Raw genomic sequence first — 17,934 nt, 5'->3', positions numbered from 1 at the left:
GGGAAGCCAAGCGAAAGGATCGGTTCGTTAGCCTACAAGTAGCGAGCCCCATTGAAACTCACTCAAGACTAATACCTAGTTTTTCTTTTGCTTCCTGTTTCAAATAAGCAAAAGCTAGATCTCGCATCATTCCCAACGTCATGCCACCTACCTGTGCCGCACCATCTTTTGTTTTCTGCCACACTGTATCGCTTCTGATGGCTTCGACATAGTCATGCCCCGTGTTGGTTAACCTAAAACCGGTTTCAGAAACTTGCGTCACGAACCCCGCATCCGATAGTAGTGACACGTGGTAATTTCTTTCGATTTGCTCCTGAGGCATGCTCAGAGACTTTCGAAAACGCAAAAGTCCGCCTGCGTCTGCTTCGAATTCAAAAAGTAGATCTCTAAGCAAATCGTCGTTGCGCTTCACTAATAGTTCCTCAAAGAAAAAGGCTCACCCATAAGGCGAGCCTAACCGATCAACACACGGCTTCAAGAATTTTCACCTACTCAGACCACCATGCAGCGTCGGCACGTCCAGGCATTGGAACCCATAATGGTGTAGCCAGCGCAGATCACTGTCAAAGAAAGCGCGCAGATCGGGAATGCCGTATTTCAGCATTGCAATCCGGTCGATCCCTACGCCGAAGGCAAAGCCCTGATAAACATCAGGATCAATCCCACCGGCGGCGATCACCTTGGGGTGCACCATGCCGGAGCCGAGGATCTCCAGCCAGTCGTCGCCCTCACCGATTTTCAGCGTGCCGTCTTTCCAAGAGCAGCGAATATCGACCTCTGCAGATGGCTCGGTGAATGGAAAATGCGACGCGCGGAATCGTAAGTCGACGCTGTCCACCTCGAAGAATGACTTCACGAACTCTTCTAACACCCATTTCAGGTTCGCCATGGAGATGTTCTTGTCCAACGCCAAGCCTTCGACCTGGTGGAACATTGGCGTGTGGGTCTGGTCATAGTCAGCACGGTAGACGCCGCCTGGACAGATGATCCGCAGCGGCGCTCCCATCTTCTCCATCGAGCGGATCTGCACCGGTGAGGTATGCGTACGCAGAACATGCGGCGGGCGGTTGTCGCCGTCGGCACGGTGCATATAAAAGGTGTCCATCTCAGCCCGTGCGGGGTGATGGCCGGGGATATTCAGCGCATCAAAGTTGTACCAATCGGTATCGATACGAGGCCCTTCAGCAACCGAGAAGCCCAGTTCAGCAAAAATCGCCGTCAGCTCTTCGCTTGCCTGGCTGACCGGATGCAAGGTGCCGCTGCGTATCGGCCGGGTTGGCAAGGTGACATCTAGCCACTCGGTGCGCAGGCGCGCATCCAGCTCGGCGTCTGCCAGCCCGGCCTTCTTACCTGCGAGAGCCGCGTTGATCTCATCTTTCAGCGCATTGAGAGCCGGCCCTGCGACCTGCCGCTCTTCGGGCGTCATCTTGCCCAGTTCACGCATCTTAAGGCTAATTTCGCCTTTTTTCCCAACGGCAGACAGCCGGATCGCTTCCAACGCGTCAGCGTCGGCGGCGTCGGCAATCAGCCCCAAATATTTGACCTTAAGATCGTCCATGACGGTCCCCTGAATAATGCTGCAGCTCTGCTACCACAGCAGGCACTGAAAGCAAGCATTTGAACCGGATCCCGGCCAATCCTGCTGCAACCGCGGCAATCTGGCAGCCCACGTCCTGGACTGCGGTACGGCCCCTGGCTGTCTTGTCGACCAAACCAAAGCAAAACGGGCCACTCTTTTCAGAGCAGCCCGTTTGAATTCTCTCTGTGCCTGAACTTAAGCAGCCAGAGCGCCCTGTGCTTGCTTCACGATCGCACCGAATGCTTCGGGTTCGTGAACAGCCAGATCGGCCAACACTTTACGGTCCACTTCGATACCGGCCAGGGTCAGGCCGTTGATGAAGCGGGAGTACGTCAGCGCTTCGTCGTGGCTACGCACAGCTGCGTTGATCCGCTGGATCCACAGTGCGCGAAAATTCCGCTTGCGGTTCTTACGGTCGCGAGTTGCATATTGATTTGCCTTGTCAACAGCCTGACGCGCTACCTTGAAGGTATTCTTGCGGCGGCCATAATAGCCTTTTGCGGCCTTAATGACTTTCTTGTGACGGGCGTGAGTTGTGGTACCACCTTTAACGCGGGACATATCTCAGATCTCCTCTTAGCGGTCGTAGGGCATGAAGCCCTTGACGATCTTTGCGTCGGGTGCCGACAGGGTAGTGGTGCCGCGTGCGTCGCGAATAAATTTGCGGGTCCGCTTGATCATGCCGTGGCGCTTGCCGGCCTGACCTGCGAGGACCTTGCCAGTCGCAGTCACTTTGAAGCGCTTTTTAGCGCTCGATTTTGTCTTCATTTTGGGCATTTCCGTCTCCTTCAATGCGGGTTCGGTCTATGCGCGACTCGGCATGCCACATTCGGCCGGCCACGCGAACAGGGCTGCCGTTTACGCAAGCCGCGCGCTGAGAGCAAGTGGTTTCTTGATCCGAGCCGACAATACAGCGTTCCTGAATGCGTCGACCAAACCAAAAGATGCGTTTCGGGGTAACCTGCACTCAGGTAAAGCGGCCAATCACCCGGAATATAGCCTCCGGAATATCGTCGATGCGATACCCACCGGGCTTGATAGTGAACGCGTAAAGAAAAAGACCACAGGCCACAACAAGCAAAACCGCCGACACCCTGGGGGTTCGGCGGTCGCTTGTGGCGGATAAGAGCGCAGGAATTGCCAGAAACGCGAGCAATAACCCAAGAACCAATGCCAGATCCGTATCCATGTTGCGCGTCCTTTTACAAAGTGAAGACGCGCGAAGTTTACTCCGGATCGGTGCTGTAGATCAAACGTTCGTCACATGGTGCAACACGCAGAATATTGGTCGTGCCCGGCACGTTGAATGGCACACCAGCGGTCACAACGATCTGATCTGTCTCACCTGCGAAACCACCAGCACGCGCAGCACGTGCAGCGCCGACGACGGCGCCCTTAAACCGTTCCTGATCCGGCGTGACAACGCAGTTGCAACCCCAGCTCAGCGCCAGGCGGCGCGCCGTGCGATCCAACGGAGTCAGAGCAATAATTGGCACGCCCGGCCGTTCGCGTGCGGTCAACAGTGCGGTGGTACCGCTTTGGGTGTAACAGCAGATCGCCTTAATCTCAGTCTTCTCTGCAATTTCTCTAGCCGCAGCGACGATCCCATCGGCCACGGTATCCCCCTTGGCAGAGCGGGAAGCGGTGATGATTTGGCTGTATGTCGGGTCGACCTCAACCTCGGTTGCGACGTTATCCATGGTTTGAACCGCTTCGATCGGGTACTGACCCGCCGCAGATTCCGCAGACAGCATGATCGCGTCGGCCCCTTCATAGATAGCTGTTGCCACGTCTGAGACTTCGGCACGCGTAGGCATCGGGCTTTCGATCATGCTTTCCAACATCTGAGTGGCGACAATCACCGGCTTGGCAGCAGCACGGCAACGACGCACCAGACGTTTCTGGATGGGCGGGACGGCCGAAACCGGAAGCTCAACCCCCAAGTCACCACGCGCAACCATGATCCCGTCCGATGCATCAAGAATTTCGTCAAAGTTATCGACAGCAGCCGGTTTTTCGATTTTCGACAGAACCGCTGCGCGACCATCTGCCAGTCCGCGGGCCTCGAACACATCTTTTGCCCGCTGCACAAAGGACAACGCGAGCCAATCTACGCCAAGCCCGCAAACAAACTCCAAATCGCCACGGTCCTTATCCGACAAGGCCGCCAACGGAAGCACAACATCCGGAACGTTCACACCCTTACGGTTGGAGATGGTGCCGCCGGTGGTGACAGTACAGTTGGCAAAGTCATTGCCACATGTTTCGACCTTTAGACGGATCTTACCGTCGTTGACCAAGAGATGCGCGCCAGGTTGCAGTGCCTCGAAAATTTCGGGATGTGGCAGGCAGACCCGGTTCAGATCACCTTCCGCTGGATCCAGATCCAGACGGAAGGATGCACCTTCAACCAGTTCTTCTGAGCCGTTTGCAAACACGCCTACGCGCAGCTTCGGGCCCTGAAGATCCGCGAGGATCGCAATGGAGCTGTCCAGATCGGCCTCGATCTTGCGGATGATCGCGTGTTTGGCAGCGATCTCTTCGTGACTGCCATGCGACATGTTCAGGCGGAAAACATCAGCGCCGGCTTCATGTAGGGCGCGAATGGTTTCGTAGGTTTCGGATGCTGGTCCAAGGGTGGCTACAATCTTTACATTGCGCGATCTTCTCATGGGGTCATCCTCTTTATCGTCTGAAACGTTGTTATCGCAAACATTGCTGCGGCGCTTATCGCCTAATTCCCATTTTGTCGCAACTCCCCTATAGCTTCATCATCAAATAGCGACGGACAGATGACATATTCACCTTTCTTTTTACACGGGGCTGAGCGCCCTGCCCGTTGGGTGATCTGCTGCGATCATGCAACCAACTATGTGCCGCCCTTTGTGAACAGCGGAGACCTGGGTTTGCCTTCTGAGGACATGGGCCGCCATATCGCCTATGACATCGGTGCTTATGGGGTCGCAAAACACTTGGGACAACTGTTGGATGCACCCGTTATTGCCTCCAATTTTTCACGTCTTGTGATTGATCCCAATCGCGGCGCTGATGATCCTACACTGTTAATGAAACTCTACGATGGCACACTGATCCCCGGCAACCGTCACGCAGATGAGGTCGAACGATCCGCACGGGTGGCGGCCTGCTATCAGCCTTACCACGATTCGTTGGCAGATCTGCTGACGCGGCCAGAGTCCATATTGATTTCCATCCATTCCTTTACCCGACAACTACGTGGGAGGGCACCACGTCCCTGGCATATCGGAATTCTGTCGCCGGACGGTGAAAAGCTATCGCCTCACATCGTGACCAAATTGCAAGACGAACCCGATCTGTGCGTTGGGATCAATGCGCCTTACACAGGCTATTTGCCGGGCGATACATTGGATCGTCACGGCACCGCCTATGGCCGACCTAATTCACTGATCGAATTGCGGAATGACCTTATTGAAATCCCCGAAGACCAGCACGCATGGGCCACTCGGCTGGCGGACGTGCTACCGCAGGCGCTCGAAGCATCTAAATTGTAACCTAGTACCTCTGGTCACCAAGCGAGTTGCCCGCGCCCATGGCAACTGCTAGTCAGGCTGGTGTTTTACCAGAAGGAGCCCGGCATGGACAAGCAGACCCAGATCGAACTCGAAGCGGCCGCCTTTCGCCGGATGCGTCAGCACCTGATGGAAGATCGCACAGACGTGCAAAATATCGACATGATGAATCTCACCGGCTTTTGCCGCAACTGTCTGGCGCGCTGGTATCAGGAAGCAGCCAACGAACGCGGTATCGATATGGGTAAATCCGAAGCCCGCGAGATTTTCTATGGTATGACTATGGACGAATGGAAGGCCAATTATCAGACTGAGGCCCCCGCCGAGAAACAGGCCGCTTTCCAGACCGCATTTGAAGAGAATGTCGGTAAAGACAAATCATAAAATGTGGTGAGCCGACGCCCAGCCACGCTGGATGCCCCCACTTTGGGGGCTTTTATTTTGGTAGATGAGCAAAGGTCGCTCAGACCGATCAGAGCACGCCAATCTCAGCCAGCGCCTGCGACATTTCCGGTGGTAGCGGTGTTTCTGCGTTTCGTCCTTTAGAAAGATCGGGCGGGCTGTCCTCTGGTTTCAGATACCGCCAGCCTTGGAACGCACGACGTAAAGCGATCTGAGTGCGTTGCACTTCAGGTTCCAACACAATAGCACAGCGCCGGATCCCGTCGCCTCCGATCACCTCGTCAAGACGCAAGATACGCTGGCGACATTGGATTTGCCCCTTGATGACCCAATAGATAGACCCACCGTTCACAATCTCTGCTTCACGCTTGGGCCACATACGCGTCACATGGCGCGGCAAACCTTCGGGCAGCTGCTTTCGATACTCCGCTTGCCAAGCCGCCAAACCGTCAACGGTTTCAGTCCCAACAGAAAGTTTCACAAGGTTGATATAGTTATCCACAAGATACCCACAGAGTCGTCCAGATCATGAACCCTATATTGTAGGCTGCACTGGCCGATCGACAAGGTGTTGTGGTATGATAAGGGAAAATTTACACCTGAACGTGAATTCGTCGTTGAGGACATCAGCGCGGCTGGTGTAGGCAGGCCGCCACCTTAGCCACGACCGACCATAGGGATTCGCCATATGAGCCGCTTTGCCGCCCCGATTGCTGAACAGATCTGGGATATGAAATACCGCTTCAAACAGGCCGATGGCACTCCCATCGACCAGACTGTCGAAGACAGCTGGCGGCGTATTGCGCGTGACCTGGCACGGGCCGAAACCGATCCCAAGACATGGGAAGACAAATTCTACGGCGCGCTCGAGGATTTTCAGTATCTTCCCGCCGGTCGCATCACCGCTGGTGCGGGTACCGCGCGCCAGGTAACGCTGTTCAACTGCTTTGTCATGGGCACCGTGCCTGACAGCATGGGGGGCATCTTTGACATGCTCAAAGAGGCCGCGCTGACCATGCAGCAAGGCGGCGGCATCGGGTATGACTTTTCCACCATCCGCCCTCGTGGTGCAGATGTGAAAGGCGTCGCGGCTGACGCCTCTGGCCCACTCTCCTTCATGGATGTGTGGGATGCCATGTGCCGGACCATCATGTCTGCGGGCTCGCGCCGCGGTGCAATGATGGCCACAATGCGCTGTGACCACCCCGATATCGAAGCCTTTATCACCGCAAAGTCCGACCCAGCTCGCCTGCGTATGTTCAACATGTCCGTATTGGTCACCGATCCCTTCATGGAAGCCGTGAAGACTGATGGGTCCTGGGAATTGCTGTTTGACGGGAAGGTCTACCAAACCGTGCAGGCACGTGATCTGTGGAACAAGATCATGCAGGCGACATATGATTATGCCGAACCTGGCGTGATCTTTATCGACCGCATCAACAAGGCCAACAACCTTTCCTACGTGGAACAGATCGCCGCCACCAATCCTTGTGGCGAACAGCCCCTGCCGCCTTATGGTGCATGTCTCCTTGGCTCCATCAATCTCGCACGCCTGGTCAAAAACCCGTTCGAGAAAGAATCAGAGCTGGATCCTGAGGCGCTGAAGCAACTAGTCGCCACCGCAGTGCGGATGATGGACAACGTCGTGGACGTTTCCAAATTCCCACTGGACGCACAGGCCCAAGAGGCACAAAACAAGCGCCGCATTGGCCTTGGTGTCACCGGTCTCGCCGATGCTCTGTTGATGCTTGGCCTACGCTATGGCTCGGACGACGCCGCGCGTCAGACCGAAAATTGGCTGCACGCAATCGCCCGCGCGGCCTATCTGGCCTCTGTGGATCTTGCCAAAGAAAAAGGTGCTTTCCCGCTATTCGATGCAGAGGCCTATCTGTCCTCCGGTACAATGATGGACATGGATGAGGATGTGCGTGACGCCATCCGTGAGCACGGCATCCGCAACGCGTTGCTAACCTCTATCGCGCCGACCGGAACAATTTCGCTTTATGCCGGTAACGTTTCCTCCGGGATTGAGCCCGTCTTTGCCTACGCCTACACACGCAAGGTATTGCAGAAAGACGGCTCGCGCACCGAGGAAGAGGTTGTGGATTACGCCGTGCAAATGTGGCGCGATAAATTTGGTGACAAGGAACTGCCCGACTATTTCGTCAATGCGCAGACCCTGCCACCCTCCGATCACGTGAAAATGCAGGCCGCGGCACAAAAATGGATCGACTCGTCAATCTCCAAGACAATCAACTGCCCCGAAGACATCTCGTTTGACAGCTTCAAAGATGTCTACATGCAGGCCTGGGATTTAGGCTGCAAAGGCTGCACAACCTATCGCCCGAATGATGTCACCGGCTCCGTCCTTACGGTAAGTGAGAGCGCTGACACCGCACCAGGTGAAACGGCACAGGCACCCCATATCAACGAGATGAATGAGAATGGTGCAGAAGTGGTCTATATGTCCGAGCCTTTGGACCGTCCACAGTCGCTTGAGGGCCACACCTACAAGCTTAAGTGGCCAGATTCCGAACATGCGATCTATCTGACTATCAACGACATTGTCATCAACGGCCATCGGCGCCCGTTCGAAGTCTTCATCAATTCCAAAAACATGGAGCACTACGCCTGGACGCTGGCCCTTACCCGGATGATCTCAGCCGTGTTCCGCCGTGGCGGCGACGTGTCCTTTGTCGTTGAAGAGCTGAAGGCTGTGTTTGACCCCCGTGGCGGCGCCTGGGTTCAGGGTAAATACATTCCCTCAATCCTTGCAGCAATCGGCGGTGTGATCGAGACACATATGATCGCCACCGGCTTCCTGGAAGGGGAAGGCATGGGGTTGAAATCTGACCCGCAAGCCGAGGTCGTTTCACTCAACGCTCCGCGCGGCAAACCCTGTCCAAGCTGTGGCCAATACGACCTACAAATGGTCGAAGGCTGCATGACCTGCCGCAGCTGCGGTCACAGCAAATGTGGCTGAATTCGATTAGGGCCATTGTGGACGTACTGTGAAATGACCCATAGTTTGCCCATTTCGTTCTAACTTGGGACCACTATCTACACATAGGTTGTACATTGAGCGGCTTCACAACGATGCATTCGGTGTGAAGCCATCTCTATTTTGAGCATGAGGGGTGAGTAAATTTTGGACGTGAAAATCATGCTTCGGTCACACCCAAAGCCGCAAAAGCCCTTTGTGAATTGTGTGATTAGGTCATGTTGACAAAAGGGATTCACACCGCGCCGCAGGCATGATTCAAGCTGGTATCTGCTATGGAGACCTGCTTGGCACGAGATCTGATGACGGACGAGGAGTGGACGTTCTTTGAACACTTCATCCTCGCTATCCGCGCCACTAACGGGCGCAAACCAGCCAACCACCGCCTTGTTCTGGGTGGGATTTTCTGGATCGCCAGAACCGGTTCCCCTTGGCGGGACTTGCCCGAGGAGTTCGGCAAATGGTCCAGCGTCTACCGCCAGTTCAGGCGCTGGACCCTGGCGGGGCTTTGGGAGGACATCCTGGATGCTCTGAACCAGAGTGGAGCCATTCCCGACGCCCTGCAAATGGTTGATAGCACCGTCATCCGCGCCCATCATCAGGCGGCGGGCGCGAAAGGGGGACTCCGGAACAGGGTTTTGGCCGCTCAAGAGGTGGGTTTACGACCAAGATCCACCTCCGCGTCAACGCACACGGGTTGCCAATGAGAACCGAAATCACACCGGGGCAAACGTCAGATTACCTTGGCGTTGACCTTGTCATGGTTGACAATCTGCCTGAGCCGAAAGTGCTGCTGGCAGATCGTGGATATGATGCTGATCGCATTCGGAAAAGCATGAACGAGCGCAATATCCAGCCGCAAACCCCGATGCGAAAGACCCGAAAAATGCGTGTTGGTGTGGATCATACGCTTTACCGACTGCGCAACATGGTCGAGCGCTGCTTCAACAAACTCAAGAACGCGCGACGTGTCGCAACCCGTTACGACAAAACCGCCGAGAGTTTTCTGGGCTTTATCGACATTACGTCAATCCGTCTCTGGTTCCGTCATTTGTCAACATGACCTAGTCACCAAACACATGGCTATTTCTTCGGCAATTACCTGACCACAAAGAACACCACCAACGCTCAAACGCACCGGAGGCCGATATGGCAACGCTTCACCTGCCCTTGAAAGGGCACCTACTTCGACCAGATCAAGAGCGGCGAAAAGGTCGAGGAATACCGGCTGGCTAAGCCCTTCTGGGCCAAGCGGATCGAAGGCCGCGAATATGACGGGATCGAACTCGCCAAGGGATACCCGCCGAAAGGCGACACCAGCCGCCGGATCACGCGCCCATGGCGCGGCTATCGCAAGACCACAATCACGCATCCGCATTTTGGCCCCGATCCGGTCGAGGTCTATGCGATCCGCGTCAATCCATAAATCCCCGGAGGCACCATGACAGACAATGACCTGCCCAAAATGCGCTAACTGCGGCGCTGTCATGACTGACTATGACGCGCTGCATGACCGGGACGATGCCGACCCGGAGAATGACGTTCCCGACTACGCCAAATGCAAGGTGTGCAGGGAAGTCGACCACATCGAAGACTGATCCAGAAATAGCCGGAGAAACGCACCATGAGCGAACAACCTATCTATGTGCCGGTGACCGATTCCAAGAAAGTGTTCTCGGTTTCCCGCGATACGATCTATCGGGCTGCGAAAAAGGGCTTGATCACAATTCACAAGGCGCAGGGCCGGTCTCTGCTGAAAGTGTCCGAGGTCTGCGCTTGGATCGAGGGTAGCGCCGAAAGCACCTAAACGCTTGTGGGGCTATTTGTGGGGCCATTCTAGGCCCGCCACCAGCAGCGCCAATAAATACAGGTACTTAAGTGAAAGTTTTGGTGCGGTCGAGAAGACTCGAACTTCCACGGGTGTTACCCCACAGCGACCTCAACGCTGCGCGTCTACCAATTCCGCCACGACCGCACTGTCTTGACTTGGTGTAGCGGCGTATAGACGAGCTACGCGGCGATGTGAAGATGCAAAATGCGGCAATTGCCGCCTTTTCCATACCGGTTATGAGAAAGAGGCCGGGACAGGGTCCCAGCCTCTCATCGATTCAATACTGCACCCATAAAACTTAGTCAGTTGAGAAGCTTGGCAGCGCAGCAGCAGTACTGGAGGCTGGAACAGGTTGGGCCAATCCTCCGGTCAACCCAGCTGATGCTGCTTTGATCAAGGCGATCCGTTCCGGTTGTCCTGGAGCAAACACCGCGTCCGCTCCGCCTTCCAACGCGGTAACCGCAGTATGATACCAAGATTGCGCTTGCTCCGGTGATTTCACCGCGCCAAAGCCCTGTGCCAGATGATGGCCGATTAGTTCAGCGTAGGGGCGCTGCCCGACACCAACCATGATTAGTGCGGCACCAAGAGCTACATCCATACTGTCACGGCGGTAGCCAGAGAACAGGCAAATGCCGGCTGTGTTGGACAATTGCTCAATCGACATATTGGATTGCAGAACGAATTTCTGAACCTCAGAGATCAGCTCCGCGCTGTCCGTGTTTCCAAGCCTGGCCAAATAGGACTGCACCGCAGGGCCAAAAGCGTCACACTGGCTGTCGACCTGTGCCTGGCTCACCCCCTGAACTTTGGCCACAAGTGCCTCACCCGTATTGATCGCATATGAACGCGTCAGGCAAAATTGCTCGCCCAGCGCTAGCTCTGGATCACGCAGCTGAGCAACGGTCGTATAGCCACCGTTCGAGCTGGTCAGCAGGCTCACCTTGCTGCAATGGCTTGTAAGCGATGCGGTATTCACGGTGGGCGCGGGTTGCTGAAAAAGCTGTATCCCCGCCAAGCCAGCTGTGGTCTGGGCCGGTGCTGCTGCGGGTGCAGGCGCGACCGCCTGCGGGGCAGAGGCAAGAACGGTGCCGCCCGGAGCTGGAGCTGGAGCCGGAGTGGGCGTTGGAGCCGTCGCTTGAACTGTACCACCAGCGGGTGCATCGCTCATGCGGCAAATTCCCTGATGACAAGAGAAATTCGCAGTCGTCACTCCACGTGCTGTGAAATCATTTCGTTGATAGCCCTGGGGTGTAGAGGCAAAGACCATGACCGAGCAATGAGACGCGCCACACCAGAATGAACTGCCAGACACCGACGTATCGATCAGGTAATCGTTTTTGCCGTCTCCATTAAGATCCGCGAGCTGCATAAATCCAGACCGCTGCAACAGCTGTTCGGCACTGGGGTCTGCGCTGGCAGCGATTTCATCTACGGCCTCGCTGACTTCAAATGGCAAACCGCCATAGCTGCCATAGCCAACGGCACTTGCGCTTCGGGTGCCGTTTGCTTCGTCCCGCCAGGTACGAAGAAGACCGCGCACACCATTCGGGCCCTGCATCGCTTTTATCACTTGCGGTCCGCCGATCTGTGCCCGGCTGTAGGATGACACCAGAAAATCGCGCTCGTATTGGGTCAGGCGGCCAGTTGTCGGAAAGCCCATATAGCCCTGATACTGAGCCACCGCCGCGCGGGATTTACGCCCCATGACACCATCAGGAGACCCGGCTGGGAATCCGAAATAGTTAAGCGAGGTTTGTGTCTCACGATTCTGAGCGCGCGCTGGAGAATAGGTCCGCTTGCGCGTAACCGGCTGTTTACGCGCCCGGTTTTTATGCGCTTCATTGACGATGACACCGCCGATGATACTGCCGACCAATGCCGCGCCAAGATTGTCAGCCACAGCGGGTGCTGCTCCCGATGTGGCCAGAATCGATGCTGTTAATGTGGTTTTAAGTGACTTTGAGAACATATTACGCGCCCCCCTATTGATGAAAACATGCAATCACGATAGCGCACGGTTCGCAAAGCAGGCCAGAAAAATCCCACAACTCCTGCCAGCCCGCTTAAAATATCATAGCAGAGGACATCGTTGATGGTTGAATGGATCACCACCTCCGGCCTGACAGGCTATGAAGACGCCGTTGCCTTCATGGAAGATCGCGCGGCAGGAATTGCGGCAGGTACCCAAGAGGAATGCATCTGGCTGGTTGAACATCCGCCGCTTTATACTGCCGGAACATCGGCTCAGCCCGGCGATTTGACGGATCCGGACCGGTTTCCGGTCTATGGTAGTAAACGTGGCGGCCAGTACACCTATCATGGACCCGGCCAGCGTGTGGTCTATGTTATGCTTGATGTCGCCACGCGCGGTCGAGACGTTCGCTGTTTTGTGCGCCAACTGGAACGTTGGGTCATTCTGGCACTGGACCGCTTTAACGTGACAGGCCACATCCGAAACGGCCGCGTCGGCGTCTGGGTTGAGCGCGATGACAAGCCCTTACGACCCAACGGCGAAAAGACCGAAGACAAAATCGCTGCCATTGGCATTCGCCTTCGCAAATGGGTGAGTTTTCATGGCATCTCAATCAACGTTGAGCCTGATCTCACCCACTTTGACGGGATTGTCCCCTGCGGCATTACCGAGTTCGGTGTTACCAGCTTGGTCGATCTGGGACTGCCCGTGACGATGATCGACGTGGATGTGGCTCTAAAACAATGTTTTGAAGTGGCTTTTGCGACAACGGACACTTGTCAAACCGGCTAGGTCGACCTCTCAGGCACTCTCAGCTTTCACAAAGGGTACCCACTCAGATATCTAGAGTGTCTTCTGACGCAGATCGTTGATTGCTGAAAAAACCAACTCCGGTTGTGAATACAACAACATGGCACCAGCACGCTTGCTGACCCGGATCTGAAAGTTGGCACCGCCGCCAAGTGCGGCCTGCAACTTATCAACCGATGTTAGTTTATCCGAGCCACCATGCAAATAGATAGTCGGTGCGGCATTGGTGCTATGTCGTGTTTCTCGCGGTCGGACCGCCAGCTTCAGGTCAATCTCAAAGCCGCCACGGCCGCGCTGCATCATCATCCTATGGCTCTGATCCAACACCGCACGCAATGCCGGATCCGCAAGCAGTTCGCTATCAGTACTGTCACGCGCGATCTGACGTGCCACAAGGACCTGTGGCCCCTTTTGCCGAACCGAACGAGACCAGCTGCGCACCACAAGCGGCAACATAGCACTTGCATGTGCCGCACTCAGTGCAAGCGCGCGCTGATGGCCCCGCAGCGCTCGAACATGTCCGATACTTGGTGAGGGTAATGTCGTGCCGACGCAAACAACCCCACCAAGCCGATCTCGCAGGCGGCGTCCGGCAGCAGCGGCAAAAATACATCCACTGCGATGCCCCAGAAGAATCGGGTTTTCCAGTTTCTCCGCTTCGATCAATGCTTCCAGCTGCGTGACGAACACATCAACCGGATCTACACCGCGTGGCAGACGATGAGACGCGCCATAGCCACAGCGAATTGGTGCCAAGACGCGCAGCCCCTGTGCCCTAAGCATTGGTTGCAGGCGTTGGACCCCGGCGATACCGTCGAAAATACCGTGGACAAAGATAACCGGTTGCCCCCTGTCAGCACCTAGGCTCAAATACTGAGAACGCAGCCCCGATGGCAGCACCAGTTCCTGTTGAGCGACAGATTTAACACCTGTCGCGATACGCCCGTCACACACCGTCTGGCTCACTAAACAGGTCAAAAACCGTAACATCTCGGGGCAATTCGGTGCGCCGGTCTTGTTCAGCATACGTCCCAACAACGCGACTTCGGAACTGCGTTGCGTACCTGTACCGATGCTCAGCTCTATCCACCCCGTTCCTGTCAGCAAACGGCGTAGCAACGAAATTTCGTCCTGATCGAAGCCAAATCGCCGTGCCACACGATTTGCGGCAGTTTCAGTCCAAGCAGTTAGCAGTTTCTCCAACAAAAAAGCAGGCGCGGTTCGGTCAATCAGACCCAATTGCGGCTGCCCGGCTGGATGATAGGGCCTGCCACCGGTATCCTGCACTACCGCCAACGGAGTGCTGACCTCCGAGAAACCCGTCCGAGCGCTAAGTGATTGAGACATCAACAAGACGCCGTTTTCCTGTCGAAACAACGCAAGCGCTGGCCGCTGGTCGTGGGCCGCGAAGGCCTCCTGCCATTGCGACAGATCTACCCCGTCAACATCCAATTTTTCGGCTAAATTCTCATTCGTAACCCGCCCGCTGGTCGGCCAGCGGCCACCTGCTGCAAGGATCTCACCGTCAAGCGAGGCCAATAGCCAATCATTGCCACTGCTGGGAATGCTGGTTTGAAGCTCAGGCCAGGATCCATGGCTTCGCGCTGCAGTCAGGCGGCTTCTTAAAAAGATCGCGCGGCTAAAATGATGCGCGACCAAAACAGGCCCGGGAACATCATCATGTGCCTGAGGTACGGATTGATGGCGAACGTCCTGCGACGTAGTTTCATTGGCGACTGAAGCCTTTTGACTAGTGCCCGAAATCGTTGCCAAAGACAGTAAGCCAAGTCTCGAACCAGCCGTCACGTTGGCAGCCTTATCGGAGTCGACCCGTTCCAACTTGTCCCGCCATTCGAGCGCCTTGGCCACCCCCAGAACCGACTGGTAAACAGCCGCAGTTACCGTTTCGTTCGACAATCCATCGGAATCAGCTATTTCGTCTGCCGTATTAACCACGGCTCCTCCTCAGCAACACACACACGCAAATCGCACGCACTCTTGCAAAAAACGGCAAGCAACATGCTTACCAAGTCACCAATAGCACCTCGACAATTCAACGGTCACATTCAAATTCTATGAAACCATGGTTCCGGGCCGAGAAGTCGGTCCAGAGGTAATATGCTAGCCTAGTCTCCCTCACCGAGACCGGCCAAATTCCCATTTTGCTACTCTCGCAACTAAGATTTCGAGAAACCTAGAATAAAGGGGGCACACTTATCAACATGTTTTTCACGCAGAGGTAGAGGGTGCAAAAAGAATAATCTCCTTGAGGGCAATTTGTAGTCAAGCGACGTGGCGAATAGTCCACAGTAAAAGCCACGTGCGCCACAGGCTACCCCTAGCCTATTTCTAACGTTGCGCGCATCTTCTCTGCATGCGCCTGTAACACGGCAGGGTCTGCCATTTCCCCCGGCGGACGCACGGTATCACCGTCATGACGCGGCAGAATGTGGAAATGCAGGTGAAACACCTCCTGCCCGCCTGCCTCTTCGTTGAACTGCTGCAAGGTGATGCCCTGGGCGTCAAAGGCTTGCATGGCGGCGTGGCTCATTTTCTGAACGGTTGCCAAAACCGATGCCAACTGTGCAGGTGATGCATCCAGAACATTGCGGCAAGGCGTCTTCGGGATAACCAGCATATGACCGTCAGACCGCGGCATTATATCCATAAAAACCAGCGTATCGTCATCTTCGTAAACTCTGTACGCAGGCAGTTCTCCGCGCAGAATTTTTGCAAAGATATTGTTTGGATCGTAATGCGCCACTATCTGACCTCCGAGGTTACGAGAGGAAGTTGTGCGTCGGCCCCGCGGCGACGTCAAGCGTGCTCGACCCTCATGATTGACAAAACAGTGCCTGCTGGCAACTTGGCGATGCAGATCGTCGCATATCGTTTCCAGTTGCACAGGATCACGCCCTAAAGGGCCAGCCCGGTAGCCCAAAAGGGACTGCCCGCGACAATTATTCTTGATCCATATCAAACTCCGGCATTGAAGGCCTGTAGCGGGCGAACTAAAACCCAAGATGAGTCTAGGCCCACCGGGAACGGTTTTCAGGGCCTTTCGTTATGCAACAGGAGGCACCTTAATGGCAGATGCAGCCATTCATGGTCACGGCCACGAAGACGAGCGCGGTTTCTTTACCCGCTGGTTCATGAGCACGAACCATAAGGATATCGGCATTCTCTACCTGATCGTTTCGGCGATCGTTGGTTTCATCTCCGTCGCGTTCACCGTCTACATGCGGCTTGAACTGATGGATCCCGGCGTTCAGTACATGTGCGCGGAAGGCGCCCGCTTTGTTGCGGATGCTTCCAGCGAATGTACCCCGAACGGACATCTTTGGAACGTGTTGATCACCGCCCACGGCATCTTGATGATGTTCTTCGTGGTTATTCCGGCCCTCTTCGGCGGCTTCGGTAACTACTTCATGCCGCTGCAAATCGGCGCGCCTGACATGGCGTTCCCACGCATGAACAACCTGTCGTTCTGGATGTATGTCGCAGGGACATCTCTGGCGGTTGCCTCGGTTCTGGCACCCGGCGGCAACGATCTGGCCGGGTCAGGGGTTGGCTGGGTTCTGTATCCACCATTGTCCACCAACGAAGGTGGCTTCTCCATGGACTTGGCAATTTTTGCCGTACACGTCTCTGGTGCGTCTTCGATCCTGGGTGCGATCAACATGATCACCACCTTCCTGAACATGCGCGCCCCCGGCATGACCTTGTTCAAGGTGCCGCTGTTCAGCTGGTCGATCTTCATTACGTCTTGGTTGATCCTTTTGTCCCTGCCCGTTCTGGCCGGCGCAATCACCATGCTGTTGATGGACCGCAACTTCGGGTTCACCTTCTTTGACCCCGCAGGCGGCGGCGATCCGATCCTGTATCAGCACATCCTGTGGTTCTTCGGCCACCCGGAAGTGTACATCGTGATCCTGCCGGGCTTTGGTATCATCTCGCACGTAATCGCAACCTTCTCGCGTAAACCTGTCTTCGGCTACCTGCCGATGGTTTGGGCAATTATCGCGATTGGTGTTCTGGGCTTCGTCGTCTGGGCGCACCACATGTACACCGTCGGCATGTCGCTGAACCAACAGGCCTACTTCATGCTGGCAACCATGGTCATCGCGGTACCAACGGGCGTAAAGGTCTTCTCGTGGATCGCCACCATGTGGGGCGGCTCCATCGAGTTCAAGGCACCGATGATGTTTGCCTTCGGATTCCTGTTCCTGTTCACCGTTGGCGGTGTAACCGGCGTGGTCCTGTCGCAGGCAGCTGTGGACCGGGCCTATCACGACACTTACTATGTGGTTGCGCACTTTCACTACGTGATGTCGTTGGGCGCTGTATTTGCGATCTTCTCGGGCGTTTACTTCTACTTCGGCAAGATGACTGGCCGTCAGTACAATGAACTTGGCGCACAGATCCATTTCTGGATGTTCTTCATCGGTGCAAACCTGACCTTCTTCCCCCAGCACTTCTTGGGTCGTCAGGGCATGCCGCGCCGTTACATCGACTATCCTGAGGGCTTTGCCTACTGGAACAAGATCTCGTCCTATGGCGCGTTCCTGTCCTTTGCATCATTCATTCTGTTCTTTGGTGTGGTGATCTACTCGCTGCTACGCGGCGCCCGTATCACCCAGAACAACTACTGGAATGAATATGCGGATACGCTTGAGTGGACTCTGCCTTCTCCTCCACCAGAGCACACCTTTGAAATCCTACCAAAACAGGAAGACTGGGATCACTCCCGCTCTCACTAAGGTGCAAATCATTTAAGATCAGAGATCA

General features: G+C 55.5%; 17 protein-coding genes, 1 tRNA gene and 1 pseudogene. 7 read left to right on the top strand and 12 right to left on the bottom strand.

Translation table 11 applies throughout. The annotated features are described in order from the left end of the window. Positions 1 to 58: 58 nt before the first annotated feature. The 6 genes from ACEWZM_RS13655 to pyk all read right to left on the bottom strand — a co-directional run bounded on the left by ACEWZM_RS13655 (position 59) and on the right by pyk (position 4,251). Positions 59 to 412 (bottom strand): DUF2513 domain-containing protein, encoded by a 354-nt coding sequence (locus ACEWZM_RS13655; RefSeq protein WP_414006951.1) that lies wholly within the window; start codon positions 410 to 412, stop codon positions 59 to 61. A 72-nt stretch (positions 413 to 484) separates the two neighbouring features. Continuing rightward, positions 485 to 1,558, bottom strand: a complete 1,074-nt coding sequence (gene pheS, locus ACEWZM_RS13650) for a phenylalanine--tRNA ligase subunit alpha (RefSeq protein WP_414006950.1) — start codon at positions 1,556 to 1,558, stop codon at positions 485 to 487. A 216-nt stretch (positions 1,559 to 1,774) separates the two neighbouring features. Then, the gene (gene rplT / locus ACEWZM_RS13645; RefSeq protein ID WP_040181557.1) at positions 1,775 to 2,140 is read right to left on the bottom strand and encodes a 50S ribosomal protein L20; all 366 of its coding nucleotides are present in this window, start codon (positions 2,138 to 2,140) and stop codon (positions 1,775 to 1,777) included. Between the two features lie 15 nt (positions 2,141 to 2,155). Next, the gene (gene rpmI, locus ACEWZM_RS13640; RefSeq protein WP_014873788.1) at positions 2,156 to 2,356 is read right to left on the bottom strand and encodes a 50S ribosomal protein L35; all 201 of its coding nucleotides are present in this window, start codon (positions 2,354 to 2,356) and stop codon (positions 2,156 to 2,158) included. A 190-nt stretch (positions 2,357 to 2,546) separates the two neighbouring features. Continuing rightward, on the bottom strand, positions 2,547 to 2,768 hold the full coding sequence (locus ACEWZM_RS13635) for a hypothetical protein (RefSeq protein WP_414006949.1): 222 nt from the start codon (positions 2,766 to 2,768) through the stop codon (positions 2,547 to 2,549). Positions 2,769 to 2,805: 37 nt separating this feature from the next. Next, complete coding sequence (pyk, locus tag ACEWZM_RS13630) at positions 2,806 to 4,251, bottom strand: pyruvate kinase (protein WP_414006948.1); 1,446 nt, start codon at positions 4,249 to 4,251, stop codon at positions 2,806 to 2,808. Positions 4,252 to 4,371: 120 nt separating this feature from the next. Here pyk and ACEWZM_RS13625 point away from each other — a divergent pair, with 120 nt between their 5' ends. Together ACEWZM_RS13625 and ACEWZM_RS13620 are read left to right on the top strand one after the other, a co-directional pair. Continuing rightward, positions 4,372 to 5,109, top strand: coding sequence for an N-formylglutamate amidohydrolase (locus ACEWZM_RS13625; RefSeq protein ID WP_414006947.1), 738 nt, complete (start codon positions 4,372 to 4,374; stop codon positions 5,107 to 5,109). 84 nt (positions 5,110 to 5,193) lie between these two features. After that, positions 5,194 to 5,511 carry a DUF1244 domain-containing protein gene (locus ACEWZM_RS13620; protein WP_414006946.1) on the top strand — a complete coding sequence of 106 codons (318 nt, stop codon included), beginning with the start codon at positions 5,194 to 5,196 and terminating at the stop codon, positions 5,509 to 5,511. 88 nt (positions 5,512 to 5,599) lie between these two features. On the opposite strand, the gene ACEWZM_RS13615 is transcribed toward ACEWZM_RS13620, so the two are convergent. Then, positions 5,600 to 6,031 (bottom strand): DUF1489 family protein, encoded by a 432-nt coding sequence (locus ACEWZM_RS13615; RefSeq protein ID WP_414006945.1) that lies wholly within the window; start codon positions 6,029 to 6,031, stop codon positions 5,600 to 5,602. 186 nt (positions 6,032 to 6,217) lie between these two features. Here ACEWZM_RS13615 and ACEWZM_RS13610 point away from each other — a divergent pair, with 186 nt between their 5' ends. Further along, the gene (locus ACEWZM_RS13610; protein ID WP_414006944.1) at positions 6,218 to 8,512 is read left to right on the top strand and encodes an adenosylcobalamin-dependent ribonucleoside-diphosphate reductase; all 2,295 of its coding nucleotides are present in this window, start codon (positions 6,218 to 6,220) and stop codon (positions 8,510 to 8,512) included. A 293-nt stretch (positions 8,513 to 8,805) separates the two neighbouring features. Further along, a pseudogene (locus tag ACEWZM_RS13605) lies at positions 8,806 to 9,593 on the top strand (IS5 family transposase). Here ACEWZM_RS13605 and ACEWZM_RS13600 read toward each other — a convergent pair. Further along, positions 9,585 to 10,019, bottom strand: a complete 435-nt coding sequence (locus ACEWZM_RS13600; protein WP_414006943.1) for a hypothetical protein — start codon at positions 10,017 to 10,019, stop codon at positions 9,585 to 9,587. The pseudogene ACEWZM_RS13605 and the gene ACEWZM_RS13600 overlap by 9 nt on opposite strands. A gap of 135 nt (positions 10,020 to 10,154) precedes the next feature. Here ACEWZM_RS13600 and ACEWZM_RS13595 point away from each other — a divergent pair, with 135 nt between their 5' ends. Continuing rightward, entirely contained in the window at positions 10,155 to 10,337 is a 183-nt protein-coding gene (locus ACEWZM_RS13595) for a hypothetical protein (RefSeq protein WP_036767062.1), read from the top strand. A gap of 81 nt (positions 10,338 to 10,418) precedes the next feature. Here ACEWZM_RS13595 and ACEWZM_RS13590 read toward each other — a convergent pair. Both ACEWZM_RS13590 and ACEWZM_RS13585 read right to left on the bottom strand, forming a co-directional pair. After that, positions 10,419 to 10,505 (bottom strand) — tRNA-Leu (locus tag ACEWZM_RS13590). A gap of 154 nt (positions 10,506 to 10,659) precedes the next feature. Next, complete coding sequence (locus ACEWZM_RS13585; RefSeq protein WP_414006942.1) at positions 10,660 to 12,333, bottom strand: peptidoglycan-binding domain-containing protein; 1,674 nt, start codon at positions 12,331 to 12,333, stop codon at positions 10,660 to 10,662. Positions 12,334 to 12,456: 123 nt separating this feature from the next. Here ACEWZM_RS13585 and lipB point away from each other — a divergent pair, with 123 nt between their 5' ends. Beyond that, positions 12,457 to 13,128, top strand: a complete 672-nt coding sequence (gene lipB / locus ACEWZM_RS13580) for a lipoyl(octanoyl) transferase LipB (protein WP_414006941.1) — start codon at positions 12,457 to 12,459, stop codon at positions 13,126 to 13,128. Positions 13,129 to 13,179: 51 nt separating this feature from the next. Here the strand turns inward: lipB and ACEWZM_RS13575 are convergent, their stop codons facing one another. Continuing rightward, positions 13,180 to 15,102, bottom strand: a complete 1,923-nt coding sequence (locus ACEWZM_RS13575; protein WP_414006940.1) for an alpha/beta hydrolase — start codon at positions 15,100 to 15,102, stop codon at positions 13,180 to 13,182. Positions 15,103 to 15,484: 382 nt separating this feature from the next. Further along, a complete protein-coding gene (locus tag ACEWZM_RS13570) occupies positions 15,485 to 15,910 on the bottom strand; it encodes an HIT family protein (protein ID WP_414006939.1) in 426 nt (141 codons plus the stop codon). A gap of 322 nt (positions 15,911 to 16,232) precedes the next feature. On the opposite strand from ACEWZM_RS13570, the gene ctaD reads away from it, so the two are divergent. Beyond that, the gene (gene ctaD, locus ACEWZM_RS13565; protein WP_414006938.1) at positions 16,233 to 17,906 is read left to right on the top strand and encodes a cytochrome c oxidase subunit I; all 1,674 of its coding nucleotides are present in this window, start codon (positions 16,233 to 16,235) and stop codon (positions 17,904 to 17,906) included. Positions 17,907 to 17,934 lie beyond the last annotated feature (28 nt).

Source organism: Phaeobacter cretensis, assembly GCF_047372505.1.
Classification (GTDB): Bacteria; Pseudomonadota; Alphaproteobacteria; order Rhodobacterales; family Rhodobacteraceae; genus Phaeobacter; species Phaeobacter cretensis.
This window is presented reverse-complemented; position numbering and strand designations above follow the sequence as displayed.

Coding starts and splice junctions, on each gene's coding strand:
- rpmI (WP_014873788.1), bottom strand. CDS start 2,356: ATGCCCAAAATGAAGACAAAATCGAGCGCTAAAAAGCGCTTCAAAGTG.
- pyk (WP_414006948.1), bottom strand. CDS start 4,251: ATGAGAAGATCGCGCAATGTAAAGATTGTAGCCACCCTTGGACCAGCA.
- ctaD (WP_414006938.1), top strand. CDS start 16,233: ATGGCAGATGCAGCCATTCATGGTCACGGCCACGAAGACGAGCGCGGT.
- ACEWZM_RS13625 (WP_414006947.1), top strand. CDS start 4,372: ATGACATATTCACCTTTCTTTTTACACGGGGCTGAGCGCCCTGCCCGT.
- ACEWZM_RS13595 (WP_036767062.1), top strand. CDS start 10,155: ATGAGCGAACAACCTATCTATGTGCCGGTGACCGATTCCAAGAAAGTG.
- rplT (WP_040181557.1), bottom strand. CDS start 2,140: ATGTCCCGCGTTAAAGGTGGTACCACAACTCACGCCCGTCACAAGAAA.
- lipB (WP_414006941.1), top strand. CDS start 12,457: ATGGTTGAATGGATCACCACCTCCGGCCTGACAGGCTATGAAGACGCC.
- ACEWZM_RS13610 (WP_414006944.1), top strand. CDS start 6,218: ATGAGCCGCTTTGCCGCCCCGATTGCTGAACAGATCTGGGATATGAAA.
- pheS (WP_414006950.1), bottom strand. CDS start 1,558: ATGGACGATCTTAAGGTCAAATATTTGGGGCTGATTGCCGACGCCGCC.
- ACEWZM_RS13635 (WP_414006949.1), bottom strand. CDS start 2,768: ATGGATACGGATCTGGCATTGGTTCTTGGGTTATTGCTCGCGTTTCTG.
- ACEWZM_RS13600 (WP_414006943.1), bottom strand. CDS start 10,019: ATGACAGCGCCGCAGTTAGCGCATTTTGGGCAGGTCATTGTCTGTCAT.
- ACEWZM_RS13620 (WP_414006946.1), top strand. CDS start 5,194: ATGGACAAGCAGACCCAGATCGAACTCGAAGCGGCCGCCTTTCGCCGG.
- ACEWZM_RS13585 (WP_414006942.1), bottom strand. CDS start 12,333: ATGTTCTCAAAGTCACTTAAAACCACATTAACAGCATCGATTCTGGCC.